Genomic DNA, 18,401 nt, shown 5'->3' with positions numbered 1-18,401 from the left:
CTACATCGAACGTCCCGCCATGTGGTTCAAAAATCTTCAGCTTCACCGTCTTCCCGCGCACTGGAGCGTCACGCCTGAACAGATGCAGCAATGGCTCGCGCCGCTCGCATTCAGCGATGCATCGAGCATCGAAAATGAACGGCGCGGCTGGGTCTCGCCGCGCGGCAACGACTCGCTCGTCTACACGGCCAATCGCCAGATGCTCATCACGTATCGCGCGGAAAAGAAGTTGCTGCCTGCTTCCGTGGTCACGCAGTTCACGAAGGAACGTGCAATCGAACTCGAGGAACAGCAAGGCTTCAAACCCGGCAGAAAGCAGATGCGCGAGTTGAAGGAGCAGGTCACCGACGAACTGCTGCCGCGCGCCTTCAGTATTCGCCGCGATACCAACATCTGGATCGATCCCGTGCATGGATGGCTTGCGCTCGATACGGCATCGGCGACGCTTGCGGATGACATCATCGGATTGCTGGTGAAGTCGGTGACGGATCTGCCGCTTGCGAGCGTGCGTGTTGCGCGTGCGCCTGTATCGGCCATGACCGACTGGCTGCTCACCGGCGATGCACCCGCCGGATTCACGCTCGACCGCGATACGGAACTGCGCTCGGCAGGCGAAGGCAATGCAACGGTCCGCTATGTCGGCCACGCGCTCGAAGCGGAAGATATGCGCCGTCATATAGAAGCGGGCAAGCAATGTATGCGTCTTGCGATGACCTGGGCCGATCGCGTGTCGTTCGTATTGACGCCGTCGCTGACGCTCAAGCGCGTGACCGCGCTCGACGTGCTGAAGGAAGCCTCTGACCCGACCGCCGTCAACGACGACGAACGCTTCGAAGCCGACTTCGCGTTGATGACCGGCGAATTCGCGCGCATGCTCGCGGATTTGACCGAAGCGCTGGGCGGTGAAGAGGATCTGCGGGCCGCGGCCTGACGCTTCTCAACGCCTGCGTTTCAGCCTCCGTGCGAGGCGAATGCGAAGCCGTTCTTGCCGTTGCGCTTGACCGTGTACATCGTGTCATCCGCAACGGCGACGAGCCGCCAGTAATCCGTGACGCGATCCGGAAAACTGGCGATACCGATACTTGCGCGCACGAGGCCGAGACCCATCTGGCCATCGGTTTCGGCTACGGAAGCGATGATGCGCTGCGCCACGGCGGCCAATTCGGTATCGCTGGAAAATTCACGCACGAGCACCGCGAACTCGTCGCCGCCGATTCGCGCGACCACATCCATATTGCGCACCGTCTGCCGAAAGCGTCGCGACACCGCAATCAAAAACTCATCGCCGATGCGATGGCCGTGCGTATCGTTCACGCGCTTGAAGCCATCGAGATCGACGTACAACACCGCGATACGCGCATCGGGCGCGCCATCGGCCAGGCGTCCTGCGGCTTCTTCCAACGCTGAGAACAGCTTGCGCCGGTTCGGCAGACCGGTCATCGGATCGTGCAGCGAGGCCTGCTCGAATTCATGCGACATGCCCGCCAATTGTCTATTGCGTTTTGCATACATTCCGAGTGCGGAAATCAGCACGCCAAACACGATCGCCGATAACGCGATCAGCGTATGCGAAACGCTGATCACGCGCGTGCGCACGTCCGCGCTCGAACGATCGCGTTCGGCGCGCCAATACGCGTACGCGGAATCGAGTGCTTTGCTTGCCGCCATGAAATCGCTGGCGGGAGACAGCACAGTGGACGGCAAGGGCGGAGCGGCCGTCGGACTGGATGCGATCAAGGCATGCAGACCCGCCAGCCGCGCGGCGAATTCGATGCGCGCCTCACGATACGCAATCACGTGATGCGTATCGCCGGGCGGTGCGCCTTGCAGGGCGAGTACGGTTCCGCGCGCGGCATCGGCGCGTTCGACCGTTTCCAGCACCAGCCCGACGTATTCCTGCTGCAATTGCGCGGTGAAAATCGCCCGGACCTGATAGGCCAGAATCAGCAGGCCGATCAGCAAACACAGTAGCGCAGCACCCGCAAGCGGTGCGGGACCGGGCACGCGTGCGCGCGATACCAAAGCGCGAACGCGATCGAACGCGCGCAAGCTGCGCACCTTCAAGCTGTCATACGGAACATACTCGGCTTCTGGATGCTGCATGCCATCCGCCGCGTCGCCGTCAGGGACGGGAATATTCCTCTCGCTGGCGGGACGTGCCATTGCGTTGTTGTTGATAGCTCACTCGATGAAAGAAAGCGCCCATACGCGCGAACAGGCCCGTGTCGGACTTGGCGCGCGCAACGTGACGGCGCGCGGCCTGTGTCTGTGCTGAGCGGCCTGTGCGCATCGGTACGGCGGCGGTCTGCGCGTTGCCGCTGACCTTGCGTGCCGAACCCTGTGCGACGGGCGCGCTATCGCTGCCAGAAGGGGCGGTGACCGTGGCGAAGGTGGTTGAATCGTCCGTATCGTTTATTTCGGCGAGATCGGTGGTTTCGGGCGTGGCGGGTGCAGCGGGTATCGTGACGATCGACGTCACAGGCGGGGACGTCACAGGCGCGGCTTCGACCGCGCCGCCCGATTGCGTCTGCGCCAGTGCCGGTTGTTCGATGCCGAGGGTCTTGCGCGCGCTGGCCATCGCTTCGGCGTAGACGCGTTGGTCGTGCGTGAACCACATGCTGTAGGCCACGGTGCCGAGCACGCCGATACCCAGCGCGGTCGCCGAGGCCATCCACAAGGCGAGCCTTCCGAAGCGTATCGGTGCAAGCGGTGCGCGCGCAGGCGCGTAGGCATCGTCGCGTTCGAAGACGGCGTCGGCCGCGGGCACGGTGGGATCGTTCGCGGGGCTTGCACGGCCCGTGACGCGCTCATCGGGCAGTTTGGCTTGGTGAGGCATGACAGCACTCTCCGGAAGGTATTCGTCGGACGGCGGGCGCGCTCAAGAACAGGCGCGTTCTCGCCGATAACAGCGTTGGCGCAGCACGCATTCGCGGCGTCGCATCTCATCCACACGGACTGCATCCGCATCAATGAACCGATGAAAACTGGTGCGACTCATCAGACACATTCCGATTAAGCCGCAACAATGTAACTCTCGCCATGGACCTGGAAATTTCCGCCAGGTGCAAGGCGCTGAATCCATCAGGCGAAGAACTTCGCACGAAGTCCGGCGATGCCGCCAGAGCGAATCCGATGGCGCTAACCGCCGTCAGAGGCCGATGTGCGATGTGTGCAACGCGCGGTGAGTTTTGCATTCGATGCGCATTGCATGCATAAAACCGATACTACCGTAGCAGGTCCCGGGCCTGACCTTTGGAGCAAGGCTTCCAGTGGTTTTTGTCAGACGCTGAATGCGCCGTTATGTGGGGTAGCGCACGGAAGAATTTTCGTGGCGCAATTGCAGCGGATTGAAGCGGGGTCAATCGGTCGTAAAGGGCTGAACCGGTCCGCTGGCCGCCGTACCGAAACGCTCGAATTCGGAGATCACCTGTGCGCCAAACAGCAGCAAGGCGGCCAGCGCTTCGAGACTGAACAGCACGACGATCGAAGTCGTCAGCGAGCCGTACACCACACTGACTTGCGAGAGCGTGGCGAAATACCAAACGAGCACATGTCGCGTGATTTCCCACAGCACGGCCGCGGTGATACTGCCGAGCAGCGCGAGCCGCAAAGAGGGCCGTCCGACCGGCATCACGAGATATATGGACGTGAGCACGAAGATTTCGCCCGCCACGCCGAGCAGATACAACAGCAGGCGCGACACGCCACGCAAGGACACTTCGACGCCGAGCAGATCGATGCTGTTCGAGCCCATCGCCTGCAAGCCGTTCGAAACGAATGTGACAATCAGCATGCCAACGCCGAGAAAAAGGATGTAGCAATAGGGCAGCAGCGCGGACAGCAAAAAATGCCGACGCCGGATCGCCACGCGATGCACGAAAATCACCGACATCGCGTTTTCGAGCACGGTGAAGGCGAGCGAACTGAAGAAGATCATCGTAATGGCGAGCAGCCAGCCGATCACCGCGCGATGCGCCAAAAAATTCGCCAGTTCGCGCACGATGGCGCGGGCCTGTCCGGGCACCAGCCATTCGAGCAGACGCGCGAGCGTATCGAGCAATTCCTGCTGCCCGATAAATTTCGACAGCACGATCACGATAAGAATCAGCAGCGGCACAATCGACAACAGCGCGTAGTACGCGACCGCGCCCGCGAGCAACATGCCTTGATTGGCGCGAAAAGCCTTGATTACGCGCATCACGAAGCCGAAGGGATCGTGCGCGACGCTTTCGATCTGCGGACCCAGCACCGGGCCGAGAATCTTCGACATGAACGCTCCGCAATGCAAACGGGCAGGGAACGCCGACTGCACTGCGTCATATCGGGTCGGCGGCATCGGCTGAAACAGCAAGCCGCCTTACATCGAGCAAGTTTTACACCAACGCGGTCAATCCAAGCGGCGCGCCTCCTCACGCGCGGCGGCCTGCTGCGCCGCTTCCTCGAAAGCCAGGTCCAGCACGGCGTCGATATCCTGAGCCGGTAACTCTGCCGCGTCGATGTTGCGAAGGCGGCAGAACAGTGCCAGCGCTTCGGCGGCAGCGATAAATGCGTCGTTCATTTCGGGAAGGGGCAAGCGTTTTTTTCTCATGATGAACCCCATAACGGCATGGTCGTGCGCGGACTTTAGACATCGCAAAACGCCGAATATAAGGGGAAACAGTCCCTGTTTTCGTTCAACTTCGCGGCCACATGCATTACTCTTTCTTGCATCGGCCGAGCATTTGCCGATAACCGGCGACGCAAACGATTCAATCGGAATACAACCGGCCCTGGAGAGCACCATGCCCGCTTCTCACGCCGCAGATTCTTCCTCGCTCGACCCGACGGCCGACGTGCAGATCGTCAATGCCGACGAACGTCTCTACAACCACGATCTCGCGCCCGTGCCGCGCGCGCGGCGCACATGGAACGGCTACAGCATCTTCGCGATGTGGATGTCGGATGTGCACAGCGTCGGTGGCTACACGTTTGCGGCGAGCCTGTTTTTGCTGGGTATATCGGGCTGGCAGGTGCTGCTTGCGCTGACCATCGGCATTCTGATCGTGTATGTGCTGATGAACTGGGTCGGCAAACCGAGTCTTAGGCACGGCATTCCGTTTCCGGTGATGGCGCGCGTGTCGATGGGCGTGATGGGCGCGAATCTCGCCGCGCTGATTCGCGGCGTGGTCGGGATCGTTTGGTACGGGGTCCAAACTTATTTTGCGTCGAAGGCAGTCGCCACGTTGCTGTTGCTGTTTGTACCTTCGGTGGCGAGTTGGCGTGCATCGAGCTTCGTGCATCTCGACATGCTCGGCTGGGTCAGCTTTCTTTTCATGTGGCTGCTGCAACTCATCATCTTTCAGCGCGGCATGGAGATTATCCGCAAGTTCATCGATTTTTGCGGACCGGCCGTGTACGTGGTGATGTTCGTGCTGATGGGCTGGATCTTGTATCGCGCGGGGCTGGGCAGTCTCAATCTCACGCTCGGCGGCAAGGTGCTTTCCGGCGACGATCAGCTTCACGCGATGATCAACGCCATCTTGCTAGTAGTGAGCTATTTCGCTGCTTTACTGCTTAATTTCGGGGACTTTTCGCGCTTCGCCAAGAGCGAGCGGCAGATGAAGATCGGCAACTTTCTTGGTCTGCCGTTCAATTTCGTGGCCTTCGCGATCATCACCGTGATCGTTACCGCAGGCAGCGAAAAAGTCTTCGGCACGATGATCATGGACCCGGTGGAAATCGTCTCGCGCATCGAGAACAAAGTGTGGGTGGCGATCGGCAGTATCACGTTCATCATCGCGACGATGGGCATCAATATCGTCGCGAACTTCGTGTCGCCTGCGTATGACATCGCCAATCTTTTTCCGAAGCATGTGGACTTCAAAAAGGGCGGCCTGATCGCGTCGATTCTCGCGGTCATCGTATGCCCGTGGATCTTCGTCGATAGCCCGAAGGCGATCACTATTTTCGTCAGCGTTTTTGGCGCCGTGCTCGCGCCGATGTATGGCGTCATGATGGCCGACTACTACCTCGTCAAGCATCAACAAGTGAACGCCGCCGAGCTTTATACGATGCAGCCAGGCGGCCGCTTTTACTACGACGGCGGCTGGAACAAGGTCGGACTTGCGGCGCTGCTTTTATCGGGCGTGATTTCAGTCGGCTGGGAATTATCGACGCAAATGCTCAAGCTGCTGCCGCCGAACAATCTCGGCTGGCTGATCGGTGCGGCAGCGGGCGCGTTGCTCTACGTGATGTTTATGCGCGTGGCGAATCGCCAGTGAATGCGCTTATTTGAGCCACTTGCGCACGTCGTCTTCCCATGCGGGCTGGCCGCAATTCTGCGGATTTTCCGGCCCGAGCACGGTGATATAGCCCTTCGTTTTCATGCACGCTTCGTAGGTGCGGACTTGCAGACACTGTCCGGGGCCGGCTTGTTTTGCAGTGGCTTTGCAGGCGTCCATCGCGCGATCCATGCCGCTGAAATCAGCCGATGTCGAGTCGCCATTTCCAGTGGGAGGATTGGCGCTTGCCGAGAATTCGACGGGGCCGGTGCAGGCCGAAACGCATATCGCGGCAACGACGCATGACAGATTCACGAAGCGCATGTTCATCTTCTGATTTCTCCGTAGGTAAGCCTTCGCCTATTATCTCCGCTGTTTCGCTCGCTTTTCCAGTTTTGATTTCACACGAATCCGCCTGGAGTTCCGGATGCAACCGACGACGCTGATCCGCATCGCCGCAGTCTGGTTTTTCGCATGCCTGACACCAACCGCATTTGCCGAAGACCTGTCCTTCGGTCCGAGCCAGCTTTGCGGTCTCACTGCCACGCGCGCCGATGCATCGCCCGCTGCGCAGCAGAAGATCGCACAGGGCAGGAATGGGCCGATCGCTTATGTGCGCTTCGGGCACGGCGCGCCGCTTTTGCTTATCACCGGCTATCGCGCGACGATGAGCGAGTGGAACGCGTATTTTCTGGGTGAACTGGCGCGCCATCATGACGTGATCGTGTTCGAGAATCGCGGAATCGGTGATTCGAAAGCGCAGCCTGGCCGATACGGCCCGGACTACGGCATTCGCGATATGGCCGCCGACGCAGCCGATCTCATCGCGGCATTGAAGCTGTCACGCGTGGATGTCGTCGGCTGGTCGATGGGCGGCATGATCGCGCAGCAACTCGCGCTCGATGCGCCCGCCAAGGTCGAATCTCTGACGCTGATTACGACTGCGCCGCCCGGCCCGCAGGCCGTGCCGCTGACGCCGCAGGTGCAGGCGGTGTTATCGGAGAGCGGGGCGGGCGCGTTCGGCAAGATTATGGCCGTGCTCTTTCCCGCCAATGCCGTCGCCGATGCCACGCAATGCTTCGTTGGCGATATGTTCAAGCCGCGCGGTTATCCGAAAGCGAGCGTTCCTGACGCGGTGGCCGCTCAGCAAAATCAGGCCATGTCGCGCTGGTTCGCCGATTCCTCCGCCGCCGATGCGCTGCGCCGTTCTCCGGTTCGCGCGCTGGTCATTTCAGGCGCGAACGACGACGTCCTCAACGATGCCAACGGCCGCTATCTGGAGAAGCTCATTCCACGCGCGCGACTGATAACTGTCGATGACGCAGGGCATGCGCTGATGTACCAATATCCGATCGAACTGGCTCGGCATATTGATGCGTTCGTACGACGATGACGTAGCCCGCTCACGCATGCGACACAAGCCAATGCCACATCAAGGGCCCTGCAATCGTCGCCCACGTCAATGCGCAAATCAGTATCGCGACGGTGACTGCGGCGCTGCCGCAATCCTTCGCGCGTCCTGACAATTCGTGCCGTTCGAGCGAGATGCGATCGACCACCGCTTCGAGCGCCGAATTGATCAGTTCGACCAGCAAGACCAGCAGCACGGACGCCGCCAGCAACACGCGTTCGACCGCGCTCAAGGGCATCAACATCGCCACCGGCAGCAGGATCGCGGCGACGCATACCTCTTGCCTGAAGGCACTTTCTTCGCGCCACGTCGCAGCGATGCCATCGCGCGAATGACGCAGCGCAAACCAACCGCGCAACACGCCTTGTCGCTTGAGTTTCGACTGCGTTTCAGCCGATGAATGAGTTCGGTTCATTCGTTGAGTGTGGCATAAATTCCTGCGCGCGCACTTGAGACGATCGAGCGGTCTTACGAGACGCCGGCACATTCGCAAACACGCGCGACGCCACTAATCTTCCTCCATCGCAGTTCGACTCGAACGCAAAGGAGAAGGGAAATGGATACCCGCAATGAAAGTAATCACGCCGCTGAGCGCGCACCACTGCCCGTAGCGTTTTTCGGCATTGCCGTCGGCATACTCGCGCTCGCTGGCGCATGGCGCGCGGCCGCGAAAATCTGGACCTTGCCGCATGCTGTTCCGGTGATGCTGACCGCAGGCGCGCTCGCGTTGTGGATCGCGCTGATGGCCGCATACGCGCACAAGTGGCTGACGCATCGCGACGATGCCATCGCGGAAATGCGCCATCCGGTGCAGTCGTCGTTTGCAGCGCTCGCGCCGGTTTCGACGCTGCTCGCCGCGCAGGCCGTGCAAGCCTATTCGCACGGTCTCGCCATCGCGCTGTTCGCGATCGGCGCGCTGAGCCAACTCGCGCTCGGTGCGTATCTGCACGGACGCGTCTGGCAAGGCGGCCGCAAGCCCGAATTGACGACGCCCGCCATGTATCTGCCGACGGTCGCACCGAGCTTCGTTGCCGCCACGGCGGCGGCCGGTCTCGGCTGGACGCAACTCGGCGCGATTTTCTTCGGCGCGGGCGTGTTTTCGTGGCTGGCGATCGAATCGATGATCCTGCATCGTGCGGCCGTGCATGACCCGCTGCCGGAAGCGCTGCGTCCGAGTCTTGGCATCCAGCTTGCGCCGCCGGTGGTCGGCGGGGTGTCGTATCTCGCCATCACGCACGGCGTGCCCGATGTCTTCGCCTACATGCTGCTGGGCTATGGGTTGTATCAGGCCCTGATGCTGTCGCGCCTTGTGCCGTGGATTCGTCAGCAAGCGTTCGCGCCTTCGTACTGGGCCTTCAGCTTCGGCGTGGCCGCACTCCCGACGATGGCGATCCGCATGGTCGAACGCGGCGCGACCGGTGCCATGGAATTGCTGGCGCTTGGTTTGTTCTTGGCCGGAAACGTGGTGATCGGCATCCTGATCGCCGGTACGATCCGCGCGATGCTGAACGGCAAGTTGCTGCCTTTCCAACCCGCACAGGTCAAGCAGGCGTAATGCCGGGAAGCACTTAAGCCATCTTGCCGGCGAGCTTGGCTTCGACCGAATCGCGCAGGAACGCGATCCACGTTTTGATCTTGGCGTCGAGATATTGGCGCGATGCGTACATCGCATAAATGGTCATGGTCTGGAGTTCCCACTCCGGCAGCACGCGCACCAACTCGCCGCTTTCCAGCGAGGGCAGCGCGGACAGCGCAGGCAGCGGCGCGATGCCCAGACCATCGGCGACGGCGACGGCGAGTGCATCGGCGGAATTCACGCGCAGGCGGCCCGGCGGCAACTCGATCTCCACACGTCCGGGCGGTCCGTCGAACACCCAGCGATCGACCGGGAAGAAGGTCGTAACCAACTGCAAACAAGCGTGCTGCGTCAATTCTTCAATGTTTTTCGGCACGCCCGCCGCCTTCAGATATTTGGGCGATGCGCACAGCACGCTGGTCATCGAACAAATGCGCGTGGAGACGAGGGCGGAATCGGGCAGCGACTTGGTCGTGACTTGCAGAAAGACGTCGTAGCCTTCATCGAGCATATCGGGCACTTGCTGGGACAAAGTCAGTTCCACACGAACCTGCGGATGCGCCTCCAGATACTGCGTCAGCGCCGGCACGACGTAATGCTGGCCGAAGGTGATCGGCGCGTGCATGCGCAGCACGCCGTTCGGCAGCACTTGCGCATCGCCCGCTTCGGCTTCGGACAGATCGACCAGCGCGGTGACTTCCTTGCAGCGTGCAAGGTAGCGATTGCCCGCATCCGTCAGCGCGACGCGGCGCGTCGTGCGATTGAGCAAGCGCGTGCGCAGATGCGTTTCCAGTTCGGTAATGGCGCGCGAAGCCTGCGCGGTCGTGATGTCCAGATGCTGCGCCGCGACGGTGAAGCTCGACGCCTCCGCCACCCGCACGAAAATCCGCATGCTCCGCAAGAGGTCCATCGCCCGGCATCCTTTTTGAGAAGCCGAACTATCCCACGACGGCGCGCGCACGCGCAACCGCGCGGTTTTCAGGATGGCGGCGGAGAACCGGTCGAAAGTGCCGGACACACGCGGTTACAGGCTGAGATTCGGCATTCACATCTGTTACAGGCGCTGTAACGCGCGGCGCGTGGCGCGTGGATAAGATGGATTCATGGCCGTATTCCGGCTGTGGACAGCGAAAGAGTTTCGAAGCGATTCGAACTAGAAGAGGACGACATGAACGTCAAGGGTTTGATCGGTATCGGCGTGGCGCTCGGCGCGGGGCTGGCTTGCGGCGTCGCCAATGCGGGCGGGGTGGGCTTCGGCATCAATCTGGGTGTGCCGGTGTATAGCGCGCCGGTTTATGCCGCGCCGGTTGCGCCGGTGTATGCCGCGCCGGTTTATGCGCCGCCGCCTCCGCCGCCGCAAGTCGTGTACGAGCAGCCGGAACCCGTTTATGCCGCGCCCGCGCCGATCTACGCGCCGCCGCCTCCGCCTCCCGCTTATGTCGCCGCTGCGCCGGTCGTCGTGGTCGGCTGGCACGGTGACCGTTACTGGGATGGATATCGCTATTGGAATCGGCGTGACTGGTATGCGTATCACGGTGGCGGCTATGGCTATCGCCACTGGTAAATCAGCAACCCTCGGGGAGGGCATATGACCATGAAAACAGCATCGACAATCAAACGGGTGGGAGGCTTGACCGCCGCGCTCGCCCTTGCAGCGGGCTTGAGCGGTTGCATCTATGCGCCGCCTTACGGCTATGCACCGGCGCCAGCACCGGCCTACGGTTATGCCTACGCGCCGGGTTACTACGCGGCACCGGCAGTCTCGGTCGGTGTCGGCTTTGGTGGTGGATACGGCGGGTACGGACATTGGCACGGCCGCTGAACTACCTTGGCAACGCGCGTCCGTTGGAACGCGCGTTGCTGCGCTTTCTCGCATTCCTGGAGAAACGCGACATGATTGATGAGACGCTTTCCTTGCAGTCGGCTGACACGCACTGCGAGTCCTTTTTGCTCGATGCAAACGGCTGGGTGCCCAACAACACGCGGCTGCCGGTGCTGATCTGGCACGGCGCGCTCGATCCGCGCGAACGCGATATCGCCGGTCACTTTGAAGCCTTATTTGCGCAGAACGGCTGGCCGCCGCAGTGGCGCGACGGCGTGTTCGACTATCACCATTTCCATTCGACAGCGCATGAAGTGCTCGGCGTCGCCTCGGGCGATGCGGAGCTGATTATCGGCGGGCCGAAGGGCCGGGTCATCGCCCTGCGCGCCGGCGATGCGATCCTGCTGCCTGCCGGAACGGGCCACTGCCTGCTGACAAGCGGACGGCGCTTTCAGGTGGTCGGCGCGTATCCGCCCGGCCAGCAATGGGATATTCGCCGCGACGCGCTCACCGACGACGAGCGTCGCAATATGGAAGCCTTGCCGTTTCCGAAACGCGATCCCATCGCGGGCGAGGGCGGAGCGCTCACGCGTCTCTGGAAATAGCCGACTTTGCGCCGAGCAAGGGCACGCGCTTGATAAAGCCCGTCGCCAGCGCGGTGCCGATCAGCACGATCGCGCAGGCCGCCACCATGCCCATCGACACGCGCTCGGCCAGAAACATCGCGCCCCACAGAATGCCGAAGATCGGAATGACGAAGGTCACGGTGATCGCGCGCGCTGGTCCCGCGACCGCGATCAAATGGAAGAACAACATATACGCGATGCCGGTGCACGCCACGCCCAGCCCGAAAGCCGCGCCCCACGATTGCATAGACACCGCGCCCGACGGCCACCAGAAAATGGCGAACGGGATCAGGGCGATGGTCGCCGCGCTCATCGTGCCGGCCGCGACCGTCAACGAGTCCACGCCCGTCAGATGCCGCTTCGTGTAGCTCGCCGCGATGCCGTAGCAGAGCGTTGCCGCCAGCGCCGCGAGTGCGGCAAGCGCGGTCGCCATCGGTGACAAAGGCGCGGCGGTGGCGTCGTGCACGAACATCTGATCCCATACCAGCGCCAGCACGCCCGCAAATCCGATCGCCAGACCGGCGACGCGCAGACGGCTCAGCCGGTCCTTCAGCCACAGAAAGGCGACCAGCGCGCCCCACAACGGCGTGGTCGCGTTGATCACCGACGTCACGCCCGCCGATAACGTGTACTCCGCATAGGCAAACAGGCAGAACGGAATCGCCGAGTTCAGCATGCCGACGACGAACAACGGCCACGCGCGCTGACGCATCGTCGAAAAAGCTGGACGCGATGCGCCGCGCAATACCAGCACAATCAGCAAGAACGCCGCGCCGATACCCACGCGCAGGGCCATCAACGGTGCAACGCCAAGATCGGTCACGCCGACGCGGATAAACAGAAACGAGCCGCCCCACAGCGCGGCGAGCACAACGAGTTGAATCAGATTGACGGGCTTCATGGCGGGATTGGCTCGGGAGTAAGTCGCGAAGCCATGTTAGTGGCGCGGCGGATCGCCTTGTTTCGGCGCGGCGTGAAACGAATTGTGCGGCCGCCTGATCGCGTGTGGTGTGGGCTTTGCGCTGGCCATCGTAGGCGCGCGGCATTGGCTCGGCAAACGAGCAATTTTCACGGCTATGTGAATAAAACTACGATATTCGTCCGTTTGGATTATGACGTTCGGCCAGCTTGAAGTCGGGCGCATTCGATGCGACTCTAGTTAGACGAACACGGTGTTTTTTGCAGAGCAAGGAGAAAGAACATGGACAATGCAAACGGTAAAGACGTCGGGGCACCGCAAGCTTCCGTCGATACACCGCCTTTCTCGCGCAAATCCGCGTCGGAGCGAGCTATCGCGCCGTATCACGTGCACGGCAGCGTGCTCGAAGGCGGCGACAGTCCCGCCGTGCTGGCGCAGCCGGCCGCCGTGCATGCCGAAGGGCAGGGCAGCACGTTTCGCCCGTCCCCGCGTGCGGCCAGGGCGGCGCATCGCGCGCGTCGCGCCTTGTCCGATGCACGCGACGCGGTTTCCGTGCGTTATCGCCGTGCAAGCGACGGCACCGATGACTTTGTGCACGACAATCCGTGGAAGTCGATTGCGCTGGCGGGTATCGGCGGCTTTCTGTTTGGTTTGCTGATCTCGCGTGAATAAAAAAACATGCGTACGAAAGGCGGGTCTCGTCCTTGCTGAACCGATGGTGACGACGCGGCGACCCAGCGCCGCGCCGAACCGAATATGGACCAACCAGCCTACGAAACACGCGCTGCCAGATGCGAAATCTGGAACGAACGCCGCTCCGACGGACAAAATTACGGACAGGAGCGCCGCCGCGTTCTGATCGTGCATGCGGAATCGAACGTCGGTGACTCGTTCGCGCTGATGCTCGCCATGCGCGGCTATGAAGCCGTGCAGGTCGGCAACGTGCCGGGCGCGCTGCAATTCGCGTCGGAATGGCATCCGCAAGTGGTTTTTGTCGATACGCGCATCGGCAGTACGCAGGCATCGCACGATCATGCGCTGGTGCGCGCATTACGCGAGCAGGCGCAAAAACTGGCGTGGCTGGAGGCGCAGATGATGATCGCGTTCGCATCGGACGAAACGAGCGATCCGCGCGACGCGATGCTGGCAGCGGGCTATGACGGCTTCGTTCGTACGCCGTGCCCGATATGGAGAATGTTCGACTTGCTGCGCCGTTATTACGCGCGTTGAGATTCAAAGAGGGCGGGCGCGCCGCCCTCGGCGGCCTTACTTGAAATCGAGCGTTTCGAGTTCCACTGATTGACCGTGATTGCGTTCGAGTGCGCGGCGCGCCGCATCCTCGATTTTTACGCGTCCTCCTTCGAACGCGTTGAGGAGGTCGTGTGAAGAGGTACCGGTATTGCCGAAGTGATTGTTGAGCGCATCGAGGGAGACGCTGCACCAGACCTCGCGGCCATCAACCTTGGCCTCGAACGCGACACGCGCCGCTGCCACGACATGACGTCGCCCGCTGAACTCTATCGTCATCCTTATCACCTCCTGTTATTCGTTCGGAACATGCTGAGTGCGACTGCTGCACGCTTCGCAATGCCAGCGGCGCTGATTCAACCAGCAGCGATCCGCGCATACATTCACGCGTCGCGCCGCCGCTACATCATACGCCCGCTCAGCAAAAGATAGCGTGTCGAGGGTTTGCAACGGGCGTGCCCGAACCTTGCAACGCGCGATGTCCGAACCAACAACAGGAGCAGCCACCGCGATGTTTCATGCCGTAGCTGCCGGCTTCTTCCTGTCCCGCCGATCCCACCGCACCGCCTGATTTACCGAACGTAGGTGCGCCGACGGTCACGCGTCCGGCAATCTCGCCGCACTTCGGGCAGGCTGCCGGTTCATCGCGTTCTGCAATGCGGCGGACCGTTTCGAATGCACCGCAATCCGCGCATTCGTAATCGTAGACAGGCATGGTGTTTCCTGACGTCTCTTTGTATTGACTAACGTTTCAGCCTGGGCAAAGCGCGCAGCGTCACTTCTGCTGCTGCATGCGCGCGCGTGCTTCGGGGATGGATTCGAACGCGCCGGCGTTTTCATCGAAAACGGAGACCTGTCCGTGGCCGATGTCGTAGACCCAGCCCTGCACCTGCAATTGTTTCTGCGCAAGCCGGCCTGCCACGGCCGGATGCGTGCGCAGATGCGTCAGTTGCAGGCGAATGTTTTCTTCGACCATCGCCTGCACGATTTTTTCTTCTTCGAGCTTGCGCGCCTGCACGACGCTGCGCGCGGCTTCCGCATTGCGCAGCCATGCGTGCACGGTCGGCATTTCATCGGCGATAGTCGCGCCCGAAGCGAGTCCCTTCATCGCGCCGCAATCCGAGTGGCCGCAGATCACGATCTGACGCACGTTCAGCGCGAGCACCGCGAATTCGACCACCGCCGACACACCGCCCAGCATTTCGCCGTAAGCCGGCACGATATTGCCGATGTTGCGGCACACGAACAGCTCGCCCGGCCGCGTCTGCGTAATCATTTCCGGCGACACGCGCGAGTCGGCGCAGGTAATGAACAGCGTGTGCGGCGCCTGCTGATGCGCAAGGCTCTTGAAAAGCGCTTCGCTGTCGGGGAACACGGACTGGCTGAACGCCTCGGCGCCGTCGAGCAAGTAGCGGAGGTCGGGCGTGTCGGAGCCGGCGCGTTCTTCGTTCATCGGGGATTTGTCGGACATGGGATGGATGCCTCTTGTTGCGTTTTCGTGTGCGGCGAACCGCGTCAGGACGGAAGCTTGAGGGGTTTTGAGATGACACGCAAGTCGCGTGCAATGCGCGGCAGCATTCTTACCGGACGACGTGAGCAGCGCGGACAGCCTCACGCTGCGTACGCGCGTCAACTTCGCGCAACGGAATGCTTTTTCATGAGTTACGGCTAAGCAGTTCTCATCACACGATAAAACTTCGGTTTTTCCGAACCAAAACGCCTGAAATCTCATGTTTTTCGGCTGCATCACTTCCTTTACGATGACTTCATCGAAAGCAAACAGTAAGGAAGAGAGATGAAATGCCCAGTTTGCCCGGCCACGGATCTGCTGATGACTGTGCGCGAGGGCATCGAAATTGATTACTGCCCGAAGTGCCGCGGCGTGTGGCTGGATCGCGGCGAACTCGATCAAATCGTTCGCCGCGCAGCACAAGCATCCATTGCCGATGCCGCCGATCCGGCGCACGAGCCGTATCGCGATGAAGACGAACGCGACCGACGCCTCACGCATCGGATGGATGGCTACCGCTACGGCGATTCACGCGATAAACGCGCGCATCAGCGTCGAAAAAAGTCGTTCCTCAACGATCTTTTCGATTTCGATTGAAGTCATTCACGTTGGTCCGCAGCAAACACCGCACGTCATTCACTCGGAGAACGGCACATGGCAACGCTCAGGCAGGTCCTCAACACCAAGCAGGACAACGCGATTCACACGATCGACGCCGAAGCCAGCGTATACGACGCGGTCGCGCTGATGTCGAAGACGGGCATCGGCGCGCTCGTGGTGACGGTTGGCGGCAGGGTGGACGGCATGGTTTGCGGCATCGTGACCGAGCGGGACTACGCGCGCAAAGTGATCCTGCGTGACAAGTCTTCGCGCACGACGACCGTCTGCGAAATCATGACCGCGCCGGTGATGTCAGCGACCTCGTGCGCGAACACGGAGGACTGCATGGCGCTGATGACGCGTCAGCATATCCGGCATCTGCCGGTGATCGAAAGCGGTCGGTTGATTGGGATTGTGTCGATCGGCGATCTGGTGCGGCTGTTGATCGAAGAGCAGCGGTTTGCAATCGATCAGCTCGAAACTTACGTGCGCGGACCGCAACTGGACCAGGCGACCTGCGCGCTGACGCGCCGCAGTCCGTTACCGGAAACACTCGCGACGCGCTTATTTGAGGAACATTGAAATCTAATGAATTTCGTTTCTCATACGCGCGATGATGGGTGAAATGACACCATGTTCACCGGAAACGACTCGATCACAGACATCGAGCAGATGTCGTAATTCGTCCCATTTGCTTACCACGCCCATTCGTTCGATACCGGCCATATTCTGAAGAATGGCCGGATCGGTTTCAGCCGTAAAAACGATGATGGGCATAGCGCGATCGTAATTGCGTATGGTGCGGAGGCAATTCAGATCGGTGAACCAGGACTCACCGTGAAAATACCATGGATCGATGATCAGCAAGTCGTGCCGGTTGTCCGACATGGAGCTGATTAACTCGAGTTTCGAGGATGCGATATCGATTATCTTTACGCCGAGATCGCGCTGGAGATAAGCCTGAAGGCCCTCGGCGTACATTGCCGTTGAATCGGCAATTAAACATCGTTGAAGCAGACAGTCACGTTTCATCGGAAATCTGGAATTTGAAGTATTTAACATTCGCGTTCATTTTCGTGGTCGTGCATAAATACTTTAGTTTATTATCGACTACTTTAATCGCCATTGATAATTTGTGACAATTACGAAGAGCGAGAAATCGATTAATTTATCGCGTCTGGATGCAGAACACAGACTGAAGTGCTGCAGTCCCATTTAATGAGAGATTTTTATTTTGACTTTGATGGACGAGTATTGCTTACTGCGTCGAAGTTTTGGAAATTGGATGTCGGAACGCAATCAGCCGCGGGTTGGGACAGGTTTCAAATGCGACATCTGTAGATAGCCAGAACACGACATTAGGATATAGCCGCTACACATGATGTCACGGCTATTTACAAATGTCTGCTGCCTGACTCAGTAGAAATGTCCGATTCCTCTGTGTCCCAGCCAACAACATCGTGTTGAAGCAGACAGCCTGAACGGGCAGGGCGCTGACGCATCGGCGTCACGATCCGCCCGCTGCTGACTTGCTGTTGATGGGCTGCGCGCCGCGCTTTTGTTCGTGCAGCGCCACCATCGTTCGCTCCATATCCTGTTGCGTGAACTCGCGCTGCTTCTTCGTGCCAGCCACCCGCTTGCCCGCACGCACCGCGGCGCCCCGATGCGTGCGCGAGGGCGCCGTGCCGATGCTACGGTTGTCACGCTGCGCCTGCATCGCCTGCGAGAGCTCCAGGACATGCGCCAGTCGCTTGCACTCGACCACCGCCCCCTGATCGACCTCCGTGAGTCGGTCGTACTGGCGGCTCACCAGCAGCCGATCGCCGGCATGCAACTCCATGCGCCCGTCGGGATACTCCCACACCTCGATATCCCGATGAATCAATGCCCGATTCGCCTCGGTGTCCTCCAGCAAGTACATCACCCGGTCGTACTGCACCGTGAGCGCCTTGGTGACCCGACGCGCTTCGCGCCACGTCAGCGCGCGCGCCAGAGATTCATCGTCGCGCAACGGCCGATGCGCATCGAACGTGCTGCGCGGCGGCTTGGCAAAGCGTGAGTTGTAGTCGGCCATGAAGCAGGGCGCATAGGCGTTGGCCGCCTCCCAGGTGCTGATCCCGCGCAAGCGCAACTCCTTGACCAGCCGGTCCTGCAAGGTCAGATTGGCGCGCTCGACACGCCCCTTGGCCTGACTCGTATTCGCGCAGAACGCGTCGATGTTCAGCTCGTACAAGGCCCGCCCGAACTGCGTCACGCCTTTGCCGGCGGTCTGCGAGCGGTTCCTGACGTAGAAGACGCTGGCCTTGTCGCTGTAGAACGCCACCGGCTTGCCATGCGCATGCAGGTACTTCGATAGCGCCTCGAAGTAGCTGAAGGTCGATTCGGTGGCCGTGAAGTGCAGCGTCATCAGCCGCCCGGTCGCATCGTCG

At 60.8% G+C, this 18,401-nt stretch carries 23 protein-coding genes and 1 pseudogene; 11 read left to right on the top strand and 13 right to left on the bottom strand.

The annotated features are described in order from the left end of the window. Positions 1-19: 19 nt before the first annotated feature. Positions 20-931: a recombination-associated protein RdgC gene (locus tag P7F28_RS11065; protein WP_277184526.1), complete on the top strand. Its 912-nt coding sequence runs from the start codon at positions 20-22 to the stop codon at positions 929-931. A 20-nt stretch (positions 932-951) separates the two neighbouring features. Here P7F28_RS11065 and P7F28_RS11060 read toward each other — a convergent pair whose 3' ends face one another. The 4 genes from P7F28_RS11060 to P7F28_RS11045 all read right to left on the bottom strand — a co-directional run bounded on the left by P7F28_RS11060 (position 952) and on the right by P7F28_RS11045 (position 4,783). Beyond that, positions 952-2,163 carry a diguanylate cyclase domain-containing protein gene (locus P7F28_RS11060; RefSeq protein ID WP_370467294.1) on the bottom strand — a complete coding sequence of 404 codons (1,212 nt, stop codon included), beginning with the start codon at positions 2,161-2,163 and terminating at the stop codon, positions 952-954. Continuing rightward, positions 2,123-2,836, bottom strand: coding sequence for a hypothetical protein (locus tag P7F28_RS11055; RefSeq protein WP_277184525.1), 714 nt, complete (start codon positions 2,834-2,836; stop codon positions 2,123-2,125). The genes P7F28_RS11060 and P7F28_RS11055 overlap by 41 nt, the downstream gene beginning before the upstream one ends. Positions 2,837-3,358: 522 nt before the next feature. Further along, positions 3,359-4,270: a YihY/virulence factor BrkB family protein gene (locus P7F28_RS11050; RefSeq protein ID WP_370467293.1), complete on the bottom strand. Its 912-nt coding sequence runs from the start codon at positions 4,268-4,270 to the stop codon at positions 3,359-3,361. A 117-nt stretch (positions 4,271-4,387) separates the two neighbouring features. Beyond that, the gene (locus P7F28_RS11045) at positions 4,388-4,783 is read right to left on the bottom strand and encodes a hypothetical protein (protein ID WP_277184524.1); all 396 of its coding nucleotides are present in this window, start codon (positions 4,781-4,783) and stop codon (positions 4,388-4,390) included. On the opposite strand from P7F28_RS11045, the gene P7F28_RS11040 reads away from it, so the two are divergent. Then, a complete protein-coding gene (locus P7F28_RS11040) occupies positions 4,782-6,260 on the top strand; it encodes an NCS1 family nucleobase:cation symporter-1 (protein WP_277184523.1) in 1,479 nt (492 codons plus the stop codon). The two genes, P7F28_RS11045 and P7F28_RS11040, sit on opposite strands and share 2 nt — an antisense overlap. Positions 6,261-6,266: 6 nt before the next feature. Here the strand turns inward: P7F28_RS11040 and P7F28_RS11035 are convergent, their stop codons facing one another. Next, positions 6,267-6,590, bottom strand: a complete 324-nt coding sequence (locus tag P7F28_RS11035; protein WP_277184522.1) for a hypothetical protein — start codon at positions 6,588-6,590, stop codon at positions 6,267-6,269. Between the two features lie 97 nt (positions 6,591-6,687). Between P7F28_RS11035 and P7F28_RS11030 the strand changes: the two genes are divergently transcribed. Next, positions 6,688-7,653 carry an alpha/beta fold hydrolase gene (locus P7F28_RS11030; RefSeq protein WP_277184521.1) on the top strand — a complete coding sequence of 322 codons (966 nt, stop codon included), beginning with the start codon at positions 6,688-6,690 and terminating at the stop codon, positions 7,651-7,653. 10 nt (positions 7,654-7,663) lie between these two features. Here the strand turns inward: P7F28_RS11030 and P7F28_RS11025 are convergent, their stop codons facing one another. Then, entirely contained in the window at positions 7,664-8,086 is a 423-nt protein-coding gene (locus P7F28_RS11025) for a diacylglycerol kinase (protein WP_277184520.1), read from the bottom strand. Between the two features lie 141 nt (positions 8,087-8,227). Here P7F28_RS11025 and tehA point away from each other — a divergent pair, with 141 nt between their 5' ends. Next, positions 8,228-9,226: a dicarboxylate transporter/tellurite-resistance protein TehA gene (tehA, locus tag P7F28_RS11020; protein WP_277184519.1), complete on the top strand. Its 999-nt coding sequence runs from the start codon at positions 8,228-8,230 to the stop codon at positions 9,224-9,226. A gap of 13 nt (positions 9,227-9,239) precedes the next feature. Here tehA and P7F28_RS11015 read toward each other — a convergent pair whose 3' ends face one another. After that, positions 9,240-10,157 carry a LysR family transcriptional regulator gene (locus P7F28_RS11015; RefSeq protein WP_277184518.1) on the bottom strand — a complete coding sequence of 306 codons (918 nt, stop codon included), beginning with the start codon at positions 10,155-10,157 and terminating at the stop codon, positions 9,240-9,242. A 258-nt stretch (positions 10,158-10,415) separates the two neighbouring features. Between P7F28_RS11015 and P7F28_RS11010 the strand changes: the two genes are divergently transcribed. The 3 genes from P7F28_RS11010 to P7F28_RS11000 all read left to right on the top strand — a co-directional run bounded on the left by P7F28_RS11010 (position 10,416) and on the right by P7F28_RS11000 (position 11,674). Next, positions 10,416-10,811 carry a hypothetical protein gene (locus P7F28_RS11010; protein ID WP_277184517.1) on the top strand — a complete coding sequence of 132 codons (396 nt, stop codon included), beginning with the start codon at positions 10,416-10,418 and terminating at the stop codon, positions 10,809-10,811. A gap of 57 nt (positions 10,812-10,868) precedes the next feature. After that, the gene (locus tag P7F28_RS11005; RefSeq protein ID WP_368860334.1) at positions 10,869-11,069 is read left to right on the top strand and encodes a hypothetical protein; all 201 of its coding nucleotides are present in this window, start codon (positions 10,869-10,871) and stop codon (positions 11,067-11,069) included. A 71-nt stretch (positions 11,070-11,140) separates the two neighbouring features. Beyond that, positions 11,141-11,674: a cupin domain-containing protein gene (locus tag P7F28_RS11000; protein WP_277184516.1), complete on the top strand. Its 534-nt coding sequence runs from the start codon at positions 11,141-11,143 to the stop codon at positions 11,672-11,674. Here the strand turns inward: P7F28_RS11000 and P7F28_RS10995 are convergent. Beyond that, a complete protein-coding gene (locus P7F28_RS10995; RefSeq protein WP_277184515.1) occupies positions 11,655-12,596 on the bottom strand; it encodes a DMT family transporter in 942 nt (313 codons plus the stop codon). The two genes, P7F28_RS11000 and P7F28_RS10995, sit on opposite strands and share 20 nt — an antisense overlap. A 300-nt stretch (positions 12,597-12,896) precedes the next feature. Between P7F28_RS10995 and P7F28_RS10990 the strand changes: the two genes are divergently transcribed. Further along, the gene (locus tag P7F28_RS10990; protein WP_277184514.1) at positions 12,897-13,286 is read left to right on the top strand and encodes a YqjD family protein; all 390 of its coding nucleotides are present in this window, start codon (positions 12,897-12,899) and stop codon (positions 13,284-13,286) included. An 84-nt stretch (positions 13,287-13,370) separates the two neighbouring features. Beyond that, positions 13,371-13,844: a response regulator gene (locus P7F28_RS10985; RefSeq protein ID WP_277184513.1), complete on the top strand. Its 474-nt coding sequence runs from the start codon at positions 13,371-13,373 to the stop codon at positions 13,842-13,844. A 36-nt stretch (positions 13,845-13,880) separates the two neighbouring features. On the opposite strand, the gene P7F28_RS10980 is transcribed toward P7F28_RS10985, so the two are convergent. The 3 genes and pseudogenes from P7F28_RS10980 to P7F28_RS10970 form a co-directional block, all read right to left on the bottom strand. Beyond that, the gene (locus tag P7F28_RS10980) at positions 13,881-14,141 is read right to left on the bottom strand and encodes a DUF1488 domain-containing protein (protein WP_277184512.1); all 261 of its coding nucleotides are present in this window, start codon (positions 14,139-14,141) and stop codon (positions 13,881-13,883) included. 211 nt (positions 14,142-14,352) lie between these two features. Beyond that, positions 14,353-14,577, bottom strand: a pseudogene (locus tag P7F28_RS10975) (zinc ribbon domain-containing protein); the annotation flags it as partial. A 60-nt stretch (positions 14,578-14,637) separates the two neighbouring features. Next, positions 14,638-15,333, bottom strand: a complete 696-nt coding sequence (locus tag P7F28_RS10970; RefSeq protein ID WP_277184511.1) for a carbonic anhydrase — start codon at positions 15,331-15,333, stop codon at positions 14,638-14,640. A 324-nt stretch (positions 15,334-15,657) separates the two neighbouring features. Between P7F28_RS10970 and P7F28_RS10965 the strand changes: the two genes are divergently transcribed. Beyond that, positions 15,658-15,969 (top strand): zf-TFIIB domain-containing protein, encoded by a 312-nt coding sequence (locus tag P7F28_RS10965; RefSeq protein WP_277184510.1) that lies wholly within the window; start codon positions 15,658-15,660, stop codon positions 15,967-15,969. A gap of 57 nt (positions 15,970-16,026) precedes the next feature. Continuing rightward, on the top strand, positions 16,027-16,554 hold the full coding sequence (locus tag P7F28_RS10960; RefSeq protein ID WP_277184509.1) for a CBS domain-containing protein: 528 nt from the start codon (positions 16,027-16,029) through the stop codon (positions 16,552-16,554). Positions 16,555-16,557: 3 nt separating this feature from the next. On the opposite strand, the gene P7F28_RS10955 is transcribed toward P7F28_RS10960, so the two are convergent. Both P7F28_RS10955 and P7F28_RS10950 read right to left on the bottom strand, forming a co-directional pair. After that, entirely contained in the window at positions 16,558-16,953 is a 396-nt protein-coding gene (locus P7F28_RS10955; protein ID WP_368860333.1) for a hypothetical protein, read from the bottom strand. Positions 16,954-17,479: 526 nt separating this feature from the next. After that, a partial coding sequence (locus P7F28_RS10950) for an ISNCY family transposase (protein ID WP_277184507.1) occupies positions 17,480-18,401 on the bottom strand: 922 nt, incomplete at its 5' end.

The sequence above is a fragment of the Caballeronia sp. BR00000012568055 genome, from assembly GCF_029439455.1.
Lineage (GTDB): Bacteria > Pseudomonadota > Gammaproteobacteria > Burkholderiales > Burkholderiaceae > Caballeronia.
The sequence above is the reverse complement of the archived record's forward strand: the minus strand, read 5'-3'. Positions and strand labels throughout refer to the sequence as shown.